The sequence below is a fragment of the Metabacillus arenae genome, assembly GCF_014773385.1.
GTDB lineage: Bacteria > Bacillota > Bacilli > Bacillales > Bacillaceae > Metabacillus_D > Metabacillus_D arenae.
This window is the reverse complement of the sequence record NZ_JACXAI010000011.1, coordinates 136,253-152,607: the sequence shown is the minus strand read 5'-3', so window position 1 is coordinate 152,607 and position 16,355 is coordinate 136,253. Positions and strand designations below refer to the sequence as shown.

General features: G+C 38.1%; 13 protein-coding genes. 11 read left to right on the top strand and 2 right to left on the bottom strand.

Features of this window, described 5'->3' with window-relative positions:
• Nucleotides 1-181 precede the first annotated feature (181 nt).
• From IC621_RS10745 to IC621_RS10735, 3 genes are all read left to right on the top strand, one after another.
• Entirely contained in the window at nt 182-928 is a 747-nt protein-coding gene (locus tag IC621_RS10745) for an ABC transporter ATP-binding protein (RefSeq protein ID WP_191158295.1), read from the top strand.
• Nucleotides 918-2,138 (top strand): ABC transporter permease, encoded by a 1,221-nt coding sequence (locus IC621_RS10740; protein ID WP_191158294.1) that lies wholly within the window; start codon nt 918-920, stop codon nt 2,136-2,138. The genes IC621_RS10745 and IC621_RS10740 overlap by 11 nt, the downstream gene beginning before the upstream one ends.
• A 154-nt stretch (nt 2,139-2,292) precedes the next feature.
• Nucleotides 2,293-3,003 (top strand): EcsC family protein, encoded by a 711-nt coding sequence (locus IC621_RS10735; RefSeq protein WP_191158293.1) that lies wholly within the window; start codon nt 2,293-2,295, stop codon nt 3,001-3,003.
• A gap of 335 nt (nt 3,004-3,338) precedes the next feature.
• On the opposite strand, the gene IC621_RS10730 is transcribed toward IC621_RS10735, so the two are convergent.
• Entirely contained in the window at nt 3,339-4,727 is a 1,389-nt protein-coding gene (locus IC621_RS10730) for a hypothetical protein (RefSeq protein WP_191158292.1), read from the bottom strand.
• A 192-nt stretch (nt 4,728-4,919) separates the two neighbouring features.
• Entirely contained in the window at nt 4,920-5,435 is a 516-nt protein-coding gene (locus tag IC621_RS10725; RefSeq protein WP_191158291.1) for an antibiotic biosynthesis monooxygenase family protein, read from the bottom strand.
• A 296-nt stretch (nt 5,436-5,731) separates the two neighbouring features.
• Here IC621_RS10725 and IC621_RS10720 point away from each other — a divergent pair, with 296 nt between their 5' ends.
• From IC621_RS10720 to IC621_RS10685, 8 genes are all read left to right on the top strand, one after another.
• Nucleotides 5,732-7,873, top strand: a complete 2,142-nt coding sequence (locus tag IC621_RS10720) for a transglycosylase domain-containing protein (protein WP_191158290.1) — start codon at nt 5,732-5,734, stop codon at nt 7,871-7,873.
• Nucleotides 7,874-8,009: 136 nt separating this feature from the next.
• Nucleotides 8,010-9,065: a uroporphyrinogen decarboxylase gene (gene hemE, locus IC621_RS10715; protein ID WP_396653002.1), complete on the top strand. Its 1,056-nt coding sequence runs from the start codon at nt 8,010-8,012 to the stop codon at nt 9,063-9,065.
• A 310-nt stretch (nt 9,066-9,375) separates the two neighbouring features.
• Nucleotides 9,376-10,311 carry a ferrochelatase gene (gene hemH / locus IC621_RS10710; protein ID WP_191158288.1) on the top strand — a complete coding sequence of 312 codons (936 nt, stop codon included), beginning with the start codon at nt 9,376-9,378 and terminating at the stop codon, nt 10,309-10,311.
• A 123-nt stretch (nt 10,312-10,434) separates the two neighbouring features.
• Nucleotides 10,435-11,871 carry a protoporphyrinogen oxidase gene (gene hemY / locus IC621_RS10705; protein ID WP_191158287.1) on the top strand — a complete coding sequence of 479 codons (1,437 nt, stop codon included), beginning with the start codon at nt 10,435-10,437 and terminating at the stop codon, nt 11,869-11,871.
• Nucleotides 11,872-12,579: 708 nt separating this feature from the next.
• On the top strand, nt 12,580-13,509 hold the full coding sequence (locus tag IC621_RS10700; RefSeq protein WP_191158286.1) for an ABC transporter ATP-binding protein: 930 nt from the start codon (nt 12,580-12,582) through the stop codon (nt 13,507-13,509).
• Nucleotides 13,506-14,606, top strand: coding sequence for an ABC transporter permease (locus IC621_RS10695; RefSeq protein WP_191158285.1), 1,101 nt, complete (start codon nt 13,506-13,508; stop codon nt 14,604-14,606). The genes IC621_RS10700 and IC621_RS10695 overlap by 4 nt, the downstream gene beginning before the upstream one ends.
• A 28-nt stretch (nt 14,607-14,634) precedes the next feature.
• The gene (locus IC621_RS10690; protein ID WP_191158284.1) at nt 14,635-14,805 is read left to right on the top strand and encodes a hypothetical protein; all 171 of its coding nucleotides are present in this window, start codon (nt 14,635-14,637) and stop codon (nt 14,803-14,805) included.
• A gap of 485 nt (nt 14,806-15,290) precedes the next feature.
• Complete coding sequence (locus tag IC621_RS10685) at nt 15,291-16,328, top strand: LacI family DNA-binding transcriptional regulator (RefSeq protein WP_191158283.1); 1,038 nt, start codon at nt 15,291-15,293, stop codon at nt 16,326-16,328.
• The last annotated feature ends 27 nt before the right edge of the window (nt 16,329-16,355 follow it).

Here is a 16,355-nt window from a genome sequence, read left to right as displayed (position 1 = left end):
ACATTTCATTTAAAGTTGAGATATAACAACTATTTCCCCTCTTCATCAATTATCATGTCCAAAAATGACCGAGTTATGTAATGTTAAATTTATGCAAGTGCCATTCTTATTCCAAGTCGATTAGGACAAGGGAAGCGGTTTTTGTTAAGATAAAAGAAAAACGGTAGGGTAGGGATTGAACATGTCGTTAGTAACGGTTGAACAATTAACTGGCGGATATACAAGAAATCCAGTGCTGAAAGACGTTTCATTTGAAGTTGATAAGCAGCAAATCGTCGGTTTAATAGGACTTAACGGTGCTGGGAAAAGCACGACGATTAAACATTTAATCGGAACAATGGAACCTCATAAAGGAACGATTAAAATAAATAATTTAACTTTTCAACATCATCCTGAGCAATACAGGAGTTTATTCAGTTTTATCCCGGAAACGCCGATCCTATATGAAGAATTAACTCTCTATGAGCATTTAGAATTAACGGCGATGGCATATGGAATTGAGAAGAAAACCTTTGAGGAACGACTTGAAAGATTATTGAAAGAATTTCGAATGGATAAAAGGCTAAAATGGTTTCCGGCTCACTTTTCAAAAGGAATGAAGCAAAAAGTGATGATTATGTGCGCCTTTTTGGTTGAACCAGATCTTTATATTATTGATGAACCTTTTGTAGGGCTGGACCCTCTAGCTATTAATGCATTATTAGAAAGAATGGATGAGGCCAAGCAGCGCGGGGCTAGTGTTTTAATGTCCACCCATATTTTAGCAACAGCTGAACGATATTGTGATTCATTTATTATCCTCCACAACGGCCGGGTTAAAGCAAAGGGCACACTAGCAGATCTTCAAAAGCAGTTTAACATGACGGGAGCTGCACTTGATGATTTATACATACAGCTTACAAAGGAAGACGAAGAAAATGGACGTTAAAGCGATATGGAGAAAGCGTCTCGGTGAGCATATAACTGAAGTCAGAACTTATTTGCGCTATATGCTTAATGATCACTTATTGATCGTGTTAATTTTTATAGCTGCAGGCGGGGCCCTTACCTATCAAGAATGGCTGCATACGATAACACCTGAATTCCCTGGAGTTTTCTTGATTAGCATTGTCTTTGCTTTTGTGCTAACAAATTCTTATGTAAGAACTTTATTGAAAGAACCAGATATTGTATTTTTACTTCCAGTTGAAATGAAAATGAAGGAATATTTTAAGCAGTCTTTTACTTATAGCTTCTTTTCTCAGCTCTATTTATTGCTGATTACAGCTGCCTTTTTAGCACCTCTTTATTTTGCTGTAACAGAAGCTGCATTCACAGGTTACTTGCTTATTTTTGCTCAATTGCTAGTCATAAAGGCGTGGAATCTTTTTTTATCCTGGCATAATGTCTATTCAGTTGAAGCATTGACAAAGTACGGCGATTTTATTGTAAGGCTAACGATCAATTTTTTAGTAAGTTTTTTTATTTTAAACGAAAGCTATCTGTTTGCAGGAATCTTATACGTCGTTATGATTGGGTTGGCATTGTATCTATATAAAGATGCGAAGAGAAAATCATTTAAATGGGAAGAAGCGATTGACCAGGAGTTAAGAAGAAAGCAAGGCTTTTATCGATTGGCTAATCTGTTTACTGACGTACCAAAGCTGAAAAAACAAGCAAAACGCAGGGTTTACCTGGATTTCCTTTTATCACTTATACCAAATAAACAAGATCATGTTTTTACATACATGTTTGCACGTGCGTTTTTGCGTTCTGGTGATTTTCTGGGAATTTACCTCCGGCTGACTGTTATTGGTGGGGTGCTTCTCTGGTTTATGACATTGAATCTTTATTCCATTCTCATTCTTGTTATCTTTGTATTGTATTTAACAGGTGTTCAAATTGCTTCCCTTTATAAGCATTACGATTTGCTGACATTACCCGATTTGTACCCAATCAAAAAAAGTACAAAGTCAGAGTCATTCTTTCGTCTTGTGCTCAGTATCCTAATCATACAAGGATTGTTATTGTCGATTGTACTAATCATTAAGGTTCAGCTTGTTGCAGCTGTCCTGTCACTAATCGTTTCGGTCGGATTTAGCTATGTGTTTGTCATGCTTTATTTAAAACAGCGAATGGTAAAGCGTAATCTCGTCTGAAAAACCAAATTAAATCCATGTAAATGGGATAAACGCAAAGTTGCTGTGAATAGTTGAATTGTAAATGAATAATTACAGCTAGAAAATTGTATGAAAACCGGAAAAATAGCACGAAAATAACAATAATCGCACACTTTTAAAAAGGAGCGGCATAATGAGCTATGAAAGAAAGGTCGAGTTTGAAGTTCAACAGTGGAAAACAAAGCTGTTAAGAAAATCATCGGTATTTGAACGAGTGTCCAAAAGAGTACAAAATAAAATTAATGAAAAAATTCCGGAAAAAATACATGTAGTCGTTACCGAAAGTATAAAGAAGATGGTGGAGGCTACACTGCATGGTTCGAACCTAACGACATTTAAAAAGGATACGTCTAACCTTTCACTAGAAGAGAAAGACAAGCTTGTGTTTGAGACACTGAAAAAATATCAAAAAGCGGCAGCAATAGAAGGTGCAGGAACAGGGGCAGGTGGTTTTGCGCTAAGCCTGGCTGATTTTCCTCTACTACTTGGCATAAAAATGAAATTTCTTTTTGAGGCAGCAAGCATTTATGGCTTTAATACAAAAAAAATCGAGGAAAGAGTCTTCTTGCTTCACCTTTTTCAGCTCGCTTTTTCAAGTGAAGAAAAACGTCCTCTGCTCTTGGAAAAGATTGAAGCCTGGGACCAAATGAACGAAAATAATATTGATTGGAGAGTCTTTCAGCAAGACTACCGGGATTTTATTGATCTGGTCAAGCTATTCCAGCTATTACCTGGCATCGGTGCGGTAGTTGGGGGAGTAGCTAATTATAAGTTGTTAGATCATCTGGGAGAGTATGCCATGAATGGCTTTCGATTAAGAATAATAAAAGATGGTAATGAATAGAGGCTGTTAAGTATGGCTGGTTAGGTATCAAATTAGAAAGGCGCCTGTTTAAATAACAGGCGCCTTATGCGTATTGCGGCGAGAGACCAAACGCCACATTCGTTCGTATCCTAAAGGATATGTCTCTCGGCTTAAACAATTCAGCTCATCGCTCTAGTAATATAGCACGAGCCATTTTGTTTTACAAGTTTTTTGTTCTCAAGACAGAATTCATAAATTAATTAAAGTATATACGTTTAAAGTAAGGATGTCTTTGCCGGCCTAGAGCAATCTGCCTCTAGGGGCCCCAGACCTTGTCACCGAAGAACTAGAGTCTTAAGTATTTCTAAAATGGCCTATAAAAGAATTATGGCAACAATAGTAGTTACCACCAATCCGATGGCTACAGGAAGTATATTTCTTCGTGCGAGTTCAAATGGGTCTATTTTACAAATAGCGGCGGCTGGAATTAAAGCCCATGGGATAATTGTTCCCCCGCCTACCCAGATAGCTGCTACCTGTCCGAGTGCAGTCAAAGTAGCGGCATCTGTACCGATAGCTGCCGCAAATAATTGGGCAATAGAGCCTGCAAGCGAAATCCCTGAAAACCCTGAACCATCAAGACCTGTCAACACACCCACACTTGTCACTGTTATTGCCCCAACTTCAGGGGTTAAAGGGACTATTGAGGCTAATGCTGCTCCTAAATCATTTACAATGCCTTGGGAAGATTCAGGCAAATATTCACCGATTATAGATTGAAAGCCTGCATCCCCCAAATAGAAGAAAGCAGCAATTGGAATGACTGGTCCAAATACTATAAAGCCAAATTGGAATCCTTCAATTAAATACTTTGTTGATTGTTCCAAACTTTTTTGTTTGTGTGCTGCCACAGATATAAACAGAAGAATGATAAGTGCTGTTCCGCCGACAAGTGCAGTGGCATCTCCTCCTTGTAAGTTGAGCTGGAACATTAGGTAAACATCTAAGCCGAAAAGAATGGGAATAAATAGAGAGAAGAAACGTTTTGAACGGTTGGATAGGAAGGTTTCCTTTTCTATCTTCTCTTCTCCATTAATGGCTAAATCAGGGAAATGAACACCCTTCTTTAAATCGCGTCTTAAGAAGATATAGGCAGTGACGGTTGTAACAGCTCCCATTACAATCACTAGAGGAATGCTTGCTTGTATAACTTCACCAACAGGTAAGCCAGCAGCATCAGATGTGAGCTTTGGCGCTGCTTGAATAATAAAATCTCCAGATAGAGCAATCCCGTGCCCAAATAGATTCATGGCCATCGCAACTCCTAAAGCAGGCAGACCCGCACGCAGAGCGACTGGCAGGAGAACAGCTCCGATAAGGGCGACAGCTGGGGAGGGCCAAAAGAAGAAAGAAATCATCATCATGACTATACCGATCGTCCAAAATGCAAAGCCAGGACCGCGAATTACTCTTGCAAAAGGTGAGATCATAACCTCATTTATACCAGTTGTGGTTAGAAGTCTGCTCATTGCAACAATAATGGAAATGACCAGGATTGTTGGGAGAAGTTCGACAATGGCATAAATAAAGCTATTGAACAAGCTGCTGACAGATTGGCTAATAGAAAAGGTTGAAAATACAGCAATTGTGAAAATACCTATAATACAGACAAGAGTAGTATCTCTTCTCATGACCATAAATCCAATAATACCTAAAACAAATATCATATAAATAACATGAATGATTGTTAATTCTGTGCCCATGCGTATCACTCCATAATTAGGTGTAATACAGATTATGAGCGGATTACCCAGGTGTGAAATGTTTTGAAAAATAATGATCAATTCAGGAATGAGCTTGTCATTTCCTAGGAAATATTGTCATCAAACGGCAATAAATGACTAAAAAAGTGTCAGCTCCATAGCTTTGGAGACTGGCACTTTATTTGCAAAGCATTATTTTTCTTCATCTATTTCTATTGCATGATAGCTTGTGACAAAGGATGACCGCGGGAAAACTGACTTTTGATTTACATCTTCTGATGACTCACGTTTTTGATGAGCTCTTTCAAAGGACTTTGATTTTTGCCAGTTAGTGAAAGCGTCTTCGTTTTCCCATAATGTTAAAATCACATATGTATCACTACTTATAGGACGAAGAACGCGAATAGCCGTAAATCCAGGCTCGCTTTCTATTAAACCAGCCCGCTGTTTAAAGCGGTGTTCAAACAAAGGTCTTCCCTCATCTGTAACTGGAATGTTATTTAAAACAGCAAATTTCCCCTTTATAATGTCACCAGAATGATCTAAAACTTCATACCTGTGAGGTTCTTTAAAAATTGACTCCCCGACGGTTTCGTGAAATAAAACAGATTTTTCAGCATTTTGCATTAATAATAGTTTTTCCTCTGGGTATTTTTGAACAATTGTTGACAAATAATCTGCAGTGCCAAATGTCACATAAAAATTCATTTACAATTCACCTCTTTTTAAGTCATTATAACAATAGTTTGGAAACAATATCTATTTTTTCATCGTTATAAAATAGACATCCAAAAATTAAATCTAGCAGGAATGGTACCTGATAAATTGGTCATTCAACTTTTTAATTAACCTAGTTTCAAAGCTTTTTCGTAAGGTGGCTGATAACATGGTTATTAAAAAAATCAGCTCTTTCGCTGATTTCCTCTAGTCCGATCTCTAACTTCTCACATCTAGAATATACATTCCTATTTTTAACAATACTACACCTATAAGGGGTGATGAACATGAAAAGAAAAATGATCATTACATCAGCTGTTATTGTCAGTACTATTGGTGTTGCTCTTTTTGGATATCTTCTGATTATTATGCTTGGCAACTATGTAATTGACGAAAAAAAGCTTGTCCTAGATAGTGCCTCAACTTTAGTTGATGAAAAAGGGAATGTTATCTCCAGTTTATTTGTTGAAAACCGGGAGCCTGTATCAATAGATGAAGTACCTGAACATGTTCAGGAGGCTTTTGTAGCAGTTGAAGATAAACGGTTTTATGAACACCATGGGATAGACGTTCAGGCAATAGGACGGGCTCTTTATAAAGATTTACTGTCAGGAAGTAAGGTAGAAGGCGGAAGTACTATTACTCAGCAATTGGCAAAGAATTTGTTCCTATCAAATGAAAAAACCTTACTTAGAAAGACAAAAGAGGTTGTTATTTCCATAAACCTTGAGAATCGTTACAGCAAAGAAAAATTGCTCGAAATGTATATGAATCAAGTATATTTTGGACATGGCATGTATGGAATTCAAGCGGCTGCAAATTATTATTTTAACAAAAATGTTAAAGATCTGTCTGTTTCTGAAGGGGCCTTACTTGCAGCCTTGCCTAAGGCACCTTCGACGTATTCGCCAATTCTCAATCCTGAGAAAAGTAAAGAAAGAAGAGATGTTGTCCTTTCCCTTATGGAGCAGCAGGATCTATTAACTCCTGAAGAAGTCGTAAGGGCTCAAGGGAAAACATTGGGCCTTTCCATAAAAGAAACGATAAAGGAACCATGGCTTGCACCGTATATTGATCTTGTCATGGAAGAAGCAGAGCAAAAGTATGCAATTTCAAATGAAGAGCTTATGCGGGGAGGCTATACGATTGTTGTACCTCTCAACGAAGCTACACAAAAAACAGCCTATGAGATGTTTAAAGACGGACAATACTTTCCGGGAACAGATAATAAGGCACAGGGGGCATTTGTGCTTTTAGATAATCAAACGGGCGGCGTCTTAGCAGCAATTGGCGGAAGAGATTATGTTCAAAAAGGATACAATCGAGTAAATAAGCAGCGTCAGCCAGGTTCAACTTTTAAGCCTCTAGCCGTTTATGGACCGGCAATGGAGGAAGATAAATTCACTCCCTACTCCTTATTGAAAGATGAGCCGTTATCCTATGGAAGCTATTCGCCCAGAAACTATGATGGCAAATACGAAAAGGAGGTAACGATGTTTGATGCTCTCATTCATTCAAAAAATGCTGCAGCTGTATGGACAATGAATGAAATTGGCATTGAAACTGGAAAGGAATATTTAAAGAAAAATGGTCTTTCTATTGAAGACAGCGGTTTGGCCCTTTCACTCGGGGGTCTAAAGAATGGTGTGTCACCTTTGAAATTGGCGAATGCATATCGCACCTTCGCGAAGATGGGGGCATACAACAGCGCCTATTTTATAAAAGAAATCAAAAATCAGGAGAAAGAAATAATTGCAAAGCATGAAAAAAAATCAACTCAAGTATTTTCACAGCAAACTGCATGGAATATGACGAGGATGCTTGAGGGAGTCGTTAATGAAGGAACGGCAAAAGCAGGTTCATATCTTGGTGATTTAGCCGGAAAAACTGGAACTACTTCATACCCTGGAAAAGATGGAGCTGTCATGGATGCTTGGTTTGTTGGTTATACCCCTGAAGTGACAGGGTCCATTTGGATGGGATATGACCAAACGACTAAGGATCAGTATCTTGTTGAAGGAAGCCGCTATCCAACCAGACTGTTTAAGGACATACTGACTAAAACACATCCCGAAACCAACCTTGCTTTTGAAGTTCCAGATGGTGTAAAAGATTTAGAAAAGCCTATTCGGCTCGCGTCTGTGGATTCTCTAAGTGCTAGCTATTCTTTAAGGGCGTTTAGTCTAATCACTGTTTCATTGCGATGGGATAAGCAAGAAGATGAAAGAGTCATCTATCGTATTTATGAAAAGGATGGTAGTAAGGAAAAGCTAATCGGTGAAGTTGAGGGTGAGGGAGAATATGACATCCCTTATGCGAATGTGTTCAATGATGCCAAATATAAAGTAGTCCCTTACAATACCCAAACAAAAAAAGAAGGTCCCGGCTCCCAATTTATAGAACCAAGCCTGTTTACCTCGCGGAGATAATTTGTTAAGTCAGGTTACCCGCGTGTTGTCTATTTTTTGAACTTTTACCATTAAACTATACAATCAATTTGGAAAAGAGTATAGTGGAATAAGCAAAGTAAACGGTTTAAAGGGTTAGGTGAAAGGTGGATAATTGGTGGAAACAAAAAAATTTAACGATACTTTTTTAAAAGCTTGCCGGGGGGAAAAAGCAGACCATGTTCCAGTATGGTATATGAGACAAGCCGGACGTTCTCAACCTGAGTATCGTGCTTTAAAAGAAAAATACAGTTTGTTTGAAATAACTCATCAGCCGGAATTATGTGCTTATGTAACAAGACTGCCAGTCGAAAACTATAACGTTGATGCAGCTATACTATATAAAGATATTATGACTCCGCTTCCTGCTATCGGCGTTGACGTAGAAATAAAATCAGGAATTGGTCCAGTTATTGACACACCAATTCGCACATTTTCTGATGTTGATAAACTCGGGGAAATCAATCCTGAAAAAGATGTTCCATACGTTTTGGAAACAATTAAGCTTTTGACAACTGAACAGCTTTCTGTCCCATTAATTGGGTTTGCTGGAGCTCCTTTTACTTTGGCAAGCTATATGATTGAAGGTGGTCCTTCAAAAAACTACAATAAAACGAAAGCATTTATGTATGCAGAGCCGCTGGCATGGAAGCTTTTAATGGAGAAGCTGGCAGATATGACGATTACATATGCTAAAGCGCAAATTAAAGCTGGTGCAAAAGCTTTTCAAATTTTTGATTCATGGGTAGGTGCATTGAATGCAGCTGACTACCGTACATTTATTAAACCTGCGCTTGAGAGGATCGTTGCTTCTTTAAAAACGGAAGGAGTTCCCTTAATTATTTTCGGAGTTGGAGCGAGTCATTTAGCAAAAGAATGGCATGACCTTCCGGTTGATGTTGTTGGGCTTGATTGGAGGCTGCCAATTCAAGAAGCGCGGAACCTCGGCCTGACAAAATCTCTCCAAGGAAATATGGATCCTGCTATTCTTCTGGCACCTTGGGAAGTGATTGAGGAGCGGACAAAAGAAATATTGGATCAAGGTATGAAATCTGACGGTTACATCTTCAATATAGGCCATGGCGTATTTCCGGAAATTAAGCCAGAGACTCTGCAGCGATTAACAGCATTTATTCATGAATATTCTGCCCAAGAAAAAAATACCAGGGCATAACTAGTGCTTTTCTTTTGTCACTAATAGACAAGTAATGACAAAATAATAGAGAATAAAGGGAAGCGTCGATTATTGGCGGTTATATCGCGGAAATAAGGTGAAGAGTTCAGGCAGCGGGGTTAGACGCACAGGATGTTCTAGTGAAGACGTTCAAGACAAGTCGTCATTGGTTTAGTCTTCTTTCAATAAATCCCCGGCTGTTGGTTAGTCCCTATACGGGATGACCACAAGGTCCCTTGAACCAATCGGACACCTGCAGACAGTGAAAGTCTTACTTCTGTTAAGAGTGGAATAAAAAGAGGTGTAGAAAGTGGCAAAACAAAGAATGGGTCTTCTTGTTATGGCGTATGGAACTCCTTATAAAGAAGAAGATATCGAAAGGTATTATACCCATATTCGACATGGACGAAAACCAGATCAGGAAAGCTTGCAGGATTTAAGGAATCGCTATGAAGCAATTGGCGGAATTTCTCCACTTGCTGCAATTACCCTTGATCAAGCAAAAAAGCTGGAAGAAAGACTTAATAATGTACAAAACGATATTGAGTTTAAAATGTATATTGGCTTAAAGCATATTGAGCCATTTGTAGAAGACGCCGTTGAGCAAATGCATCGTGATGGAATTGAGGAAGCGGTTAGTATTGTATTAGCCCCTCACTTTTCAACATTTAGCGTAAAATCGTATAACGGCAGAGCGAAAGAAACAGCCGGAAAAATTGGCGGTCCAATGATAACCTCTGTTGAAAGCTGGTACACAGAGCCTAAATTCATTGATTATTGGGCAAAGCAAGTTAGAGACACCTTTGCGAAAATGACTAGTGGAGAAAGAGAAAAAGCTGTACTCGTTGTGTCAGCACACAGCTTACCTGAAAAAATTATTGCCTCAGGTGATCCATATCCGGATCAATTACAGGAAACGGCAGATTTAATTGCAGAAGCAGCCGGTATTAAAAACTACGTGATTGGCTGGCAAAGTGCTGGGAACACACCTGAGCCCTGGCTCGGTCCTGATGTTCAGGATTTAACAAAAGATCTGTATGAAAAAAATGGTTATCGTGCGTTTATCTACGCTCCGGTTGGGTTTGTAGCAGATCATCTCGAAGTATTATACGACAATGACTTTGAATGTAAAGTTGTTACAGATGAAATTGGCGCAAGCTACTATCGTCCGGAAATGCCAAATGCAAAACCGGAATTTATCGATAGTTTGGCTTCAGTTGTATTAAAACAGATAAATAAATCATAAAGAATTATTTTATATAAACCATCAGCTGAGGCAGAGTAAGTCAGTTGATGGTTTGTTTAGATATTTATATAGAGTAGAGTTAAATTTCAGCTTCTAAGTCTGGGATAAAAGAAGGCGATTACAATGAGGAAGAGAAATCAGCATGTCACGATTATCGGAGGGGGATTGACAGGTCTCTCAGCTGCATATTATTTAAAACGAGAAATTCAAAATCAGCAATTAGAGGTTGAACTTTCATTGATTGAAGCAAGTCCCAGACTCGGGGGGAAAATCCAGACGGTTCGCCGAAATGGATTTACGATTGAGAGAGGACCGGACTCCTTTCTGGAAAGAAAAGAGAGTGCTCCTCAGCTGGTCAAGGATTTAGGTTTAGAATCAAAGCTTGTCAACAATGCAACAGGGAAATCATATGTGCTAGCTAACGACAAGCTTCATCCAATGCCAGAAGGGGCTGTGATGGGGATCCCAACCCAGATTATGCCGTTTGTTACAACTGGTTTATTTTCTGTAGGGGGAAAGGCGAGAGCGGCTGCTGATTTTCTTTTACCTGCAAAAAATATAAATGGTGATCAATCCTTAGGGCAATTTTTCAGAAGACGGCTTGGAGATCAAGTGGTTGAAAACCTAATTGAACCGCTTCTATCGGGTATCTATGCCGGAGACATCGATCAATTAAGCCTCATGTCTACATTCCCGCAATTTTACAAAGTCGAACAAGAACACCGAAGCCTCATTTTGGGATTGAAGAAATCAACACCTAAGTCGAATCAGACATACAAAGCGGAGCGGAAAAAGGGGATTTTCCAAACGGTTCAAGGCGGACTTCAAACGATCATAGAAGCATTCGAAGAAAACCTGTCTGATATCAATCTCTTAAAAGGAACAAAGGTGCTTGACATTAAGAAAAGTGATGACAAGTATGAGATTACTTTAAGCAATGGAGATAAAATGGAGTCAGATAGTATCATCCTTGCTGCTCCTCATACAGTTGTACCAGCTATTTTAAAAGATCATGCTCTATTTGATTACTTTAAAGCAATGCCTTCAACCTCTGTTGCAACCGTAGCAATGGCTTTTCCTAAAAACGCCGTGAGAATGGATCAAGAGGGTACGGGCTTTGTTATTTCGAGAAATAGTGATTACACGATCACGGCCTGTACATGGACACATAAAAAATGGCCGCATACTACTCCAGATGATCAAGTTATGCTAAGGGCCTATGTAGGAAAGCCAGGGGATCAGGCAATCGTTGATCAACCGGACGATGTTATTATCAAAACAGTCATGGATGATTTAAAAAGAATCATTTCAATTGATGTCGATTCACCTAATTTTGCATATGTTACTAGATGGAAACAAGCGATGCCGCAATATCATGTAGGACATAAAGAAAAAATAAAAAGAATTAAAGACAGAATGAAAGATGTCTACCCCGGAATATTCTTATCTGGAGCTTCCTACGAAGGAATCGGACTCCCTGATTGTATAGACCAAGGAAAAACGGCCGTACAGCATGTCCTGCAATTTTTAAGTGAAGAAACAAATAGAGTTATTTCTTAGAGAAGGGGCAGCTTCAACCATTTATCATATTCCCGGCGAAAAGAAAAACCATTGATAAATAAGAATTTTCCCTAAACGATCATTTTTGGTAGTTTTAAAAATCCAAAATCGCTATTGAAATATGAGGGCACTGAAAAGTCCGTTTAAAGAGAAAAAGAAGCTAACAACCTACTGCATATTGGTTGTTAGCTTCTTTTATTATCTGTATATTGATGAAAATCTTTGATTCTTTCTTTTTCAGCAGGCTCTTGAAATACAAGGTTATTTTTGTTTATTAAGTTCATTCATGTCTAATTCCCTTTTTGTAGGGTGAACTCCCTTAAAGGGAAGGGCTTAAATGTGAAGTGAAAATAAAGTGATTTAAATTTGAAAACTCTAACACGCCCCCCTTTCTATTTTTAGGAAGGGGATAAAATATAGTTATTTATTTTTTGAAGGAACTTCACATAAAAATATAACGAGTCGTTTAAATCTATGTGTTATAACACAATCGTGCTCGTTCGTGGATATCTAAGCTGCTGAAACTGGTTCATATTTATTGTTCCTTTTGGATAACTATCATTAGTCTACGTCCTATAGACAAAGAGATTAGCAATAATTTATTTAGATAGCTTAAAATGGATAAATTTAGTCTTTTTCTTTCAATTTTTAAAACGAATGTTCTATAATTGAATAAACAAGTAAAGATAAAAGTATGGAGTGTGAGCGATGAGTTCTCCAGAAGAAATCATTAAAGTACAGAATTTAGTGAAAAAATATGGTGATTTTACAGCGGTAAAAGAGATAGAATTTGAAGTGCAAAGAGGAGAAGTTTTTGGTCTGCTTGGTCCGAATGGAGCGGGGAAAACCACGACTTTAGAAATGCTAGTGGGCTTGCGAAAACCAGATGAGGGAACGGCGTTTGTGGGAGGATTTGATATAATACAAGATTTGAAAAAGGTAAAAGAAGTAATAGGTGTACAGCTTCAATCGACGACGCTTTTTGAGTTGCTCACTGTAGAAGAAATATTACACCTATACGCCAGTTTTTATCATCAACATGTGTCTATTCCAGAATTAATAGAAGATATGCTTTTAACCGACAAAACGAAAAACCGAATCAAAAGTTTATCAGGCGGCCAAAAGCAGCGGTTAGCCATAGCATTAGCCCTTGTTCATGATCCATGGATTATTTTCTTGGATGAGCCGACGACAGGTCTAGATCCTCAAGCTAGAAGAACTCTTTGGGATATTATTCTTCGTTTAAAGGAAAAGGGAAAAACAATTGTTTTAACGACTCATTATATGGATGAAGCGCATGTATTATGCGATCGTATTGCCATTATGGACCAAGGAAAGCTCATAGCATTAAATACCCCCTCTTTTCTTGTGAAAAACCTTCAGTCAGATAGTGCGGTAGAATTTCGTTTTCTGGGTGATGCTCATGAAGTAGAATTACATGCTATTCATGGAGTTAAACAAGTAGGAAATCAAAATGATATGTACATTTTGTATACAGATGATTTGCAATTGACGTTAACGAGCTTAATTAACACTGCTTCGGAAAAACAACTAAAATTATCCGATTTGCAAACACGAACAGCTACTCTAGAAGATGTGTTTATACATATGACTGGAAGGAGTTTACGAGAAGGATGAAAGCATATTGGCAATTAACATTAGCACAATTACGTATTTTCATACGTAATCGTCAAGTCTTATTTTGGACATTGGCCTTCCCGATCTTTCTCATGGTCATGCTGGGATCATTTTTAGGGAGTGGAAATGGAATGTCTATATCGATTAGTGTGGTCGATCAAGACAATTCCACCCAATCTAAGCAATTAATAGATATATTAATGGAAAACAAAGCGATTCAGTTGGAAAAAGAAGAAAATAAAGATGAGGCTTTAAAATTGTTGAAAAAAGGGGATTCACATGTAGTTGTTATTATTCCGAAAGGATATGAATCCCATTTTAGCAGCCCGTCAACAAACTTGAAACCATTCACCCTACCTGTTTACTATAATGAAACCAATTTTGCCGTTTCTCAGGTGGGGATTCAGTTAGTCAATGGTACGGTAGATGCCATTAGTAAGAAGATGGTAGAGTATGTTCCGGTTGTTGTGACAGATACGCAGGGAATAGAAGCGCTAAACTTAAAGTATATTGATTTCTTAGTACCTGGTATTGTTGCAATGATGATAATGAGTAATAACATGAATGGCGTCGCAGGACAAATTGCGGCATGGAGAGAAAGAGGAATATTAAGAAGAATGCAAGGGACCACTTTAAAAGCATCGACGTTTATCGCAGCTCAAATTACCGCACGACTTTTCCTAAATGGTTTGCAAGCACTCATAATCCTGGGTGTTGCAGATCTGATTTTTGGTATTGAAGTTCGTGGATCTTGGTTCACATTAATCAGTTTTGTCATATTAGGAACACTTGCATTTATGGCAATAGGTTTTATTATTGCTGGAATAGCCAAAACTCCAGAAAGTGCTGCACCGATTGCTGGTTTTCTATCATTCCCGATGCTATTTTTAGGAGGAGTCTTTTTCCCAATAAAAGATATGCCGGAATTTGTTCAGCCGTTTGTTCAAGTTTTACCGATTGCCCATTTAAGTCATGCCCTGCGAGAGGTGATGAATGTCGGAGCTTCGTTTATGAGCTTAGGGACAGAGGCACTCATACTAGGGTGTTGGCTCATAGGTGCATTTATTGTTGCCAGTTATACTTTTAAATGGGAATAAGTAAAGGTGCTACTAAAGAGATAATAAAATGGGATTTAAAAGAATAAAAGATGAATTAACAAGACTATCAATCACATGTGTGTTATCTATACTGAATCTTCTAAACTTGCGGATTGATCCCGCTGCTGGCCAAAACTTGACCTTCACATCAATTGAAAATGATTTGAATGTGAACTTTGAATCATCTGCAGATGCATAAAATGTGGTTCCTGAAAGCGAAGTGAGTAAGTATTTTGAAGAAGCGAACAATGACTTTGGCAAGAAGATGCTGAAATTGAAGTAAACGAAGAAAAGAGCACTTTGGTGGAAGTGCTCTTTTTTCTCCTGCTTAATGTCCCTCGTCAATTCCGTTTATAATTTACATATATACATTCTTTAGGTGATCTTTTAGTAATTCAACCAATAGCCCTTCACATTTAAAACTAATATAACCATCTGGACGGATAACAACTATACCTTCTTTTTCGTTTCCAAATTGATTTTTATGTGTTAACTGATTAAATCGGGGAAAGCCTTGTTTCAAGGCGTTCTGAGCATTTAGTTCTATTTCGGAAAACGAAATATCTAAAAAACTATGAATTTAGTATTGAAAACCCTTTCATTATTAACTATAATTTAACTGAAAACGATTTCATCTTTAATTAGGAGGTGTGATAGTTTGTTGAAAGTAAGGGGGGATTTCTAATGTCTACAATTGAAGATGTAGCTAAGCTTGCGGGTTTATCTAGAACTACAGTTTCGAGGGTGATCAATAATCATCCATACGTATCAGCAACAAAGAAGAAACTTGTACATGAAGCAATGGAACAACTGGGATATGTTCCAAATTCCTCAGCTAGAAGCCTTCGGATTCAAAAAACGGAAACTGTTGCGGTGTTTATTCCGCGCGTGATGAATCCATTTTTCAGTCAATTGATTGAAACATTGGAGATGGCTGCAGCTGCACGTAATTATCAGTTAATTGTTTGTCAGACACAGTACTCAGCTAAAAAGGAACTTAATTACTTAAATCTTTTGAAAACAAAGCAAGTAGACGGGGTTATTTTAGCTTCTCATGAAAATGATTGGGAATTAATTGAGCCGTATCTTCAATATGGACCGATCGTTTTATGCAATGAGTTTGATAATAAGGCAAATGTACCCATGATTTATCAAGATCAAGTGTACGGCGGGTACATAGCTACAATGCATTTGATCGAACAAGGGAACAGCCTTATAGGTTATTGCACAGGCGGTCATTACAGCAGTGTGGGAACAGCACGTGAAAAAGGGGTGAAGCAAGCGCTTAAAGAAGCAGGCCTTTGCTTTGAAGAGAAATTTGCATTTAGAAATGTCTATAACATTGAGCATGGCAGGCAAGTATTTCATTGGATTAAGGGCATGAATGAGCGTCCAACTGCTATATTTACAGGTTCAGATGAAGTAGCGGCAGGCATTATTTCCGAGGCAAAGAAATATCGATGGAATATTCCTGTTGACCTGGCTGTCATAGGATTTGACAATCAAGCGATCACAGAGATAGTCGAACCCAATATTACAACGGTTCATCAGCCTGTAACAGAGATGGCAGAAAAAGCAATGGAAGTCATGTACGAGAAAATTAACAGTAAAGACTATAAAACGAAAGAAATCTATCAATTTCCATTAAAATTGATTGTTCGTGGGTCAACAGTTTCAAATAACCTTGAAAAATGTTCGAGCATTCCGAAATCGATTTCATAATTTATTATTTTAGTAACGGGGGGAAAA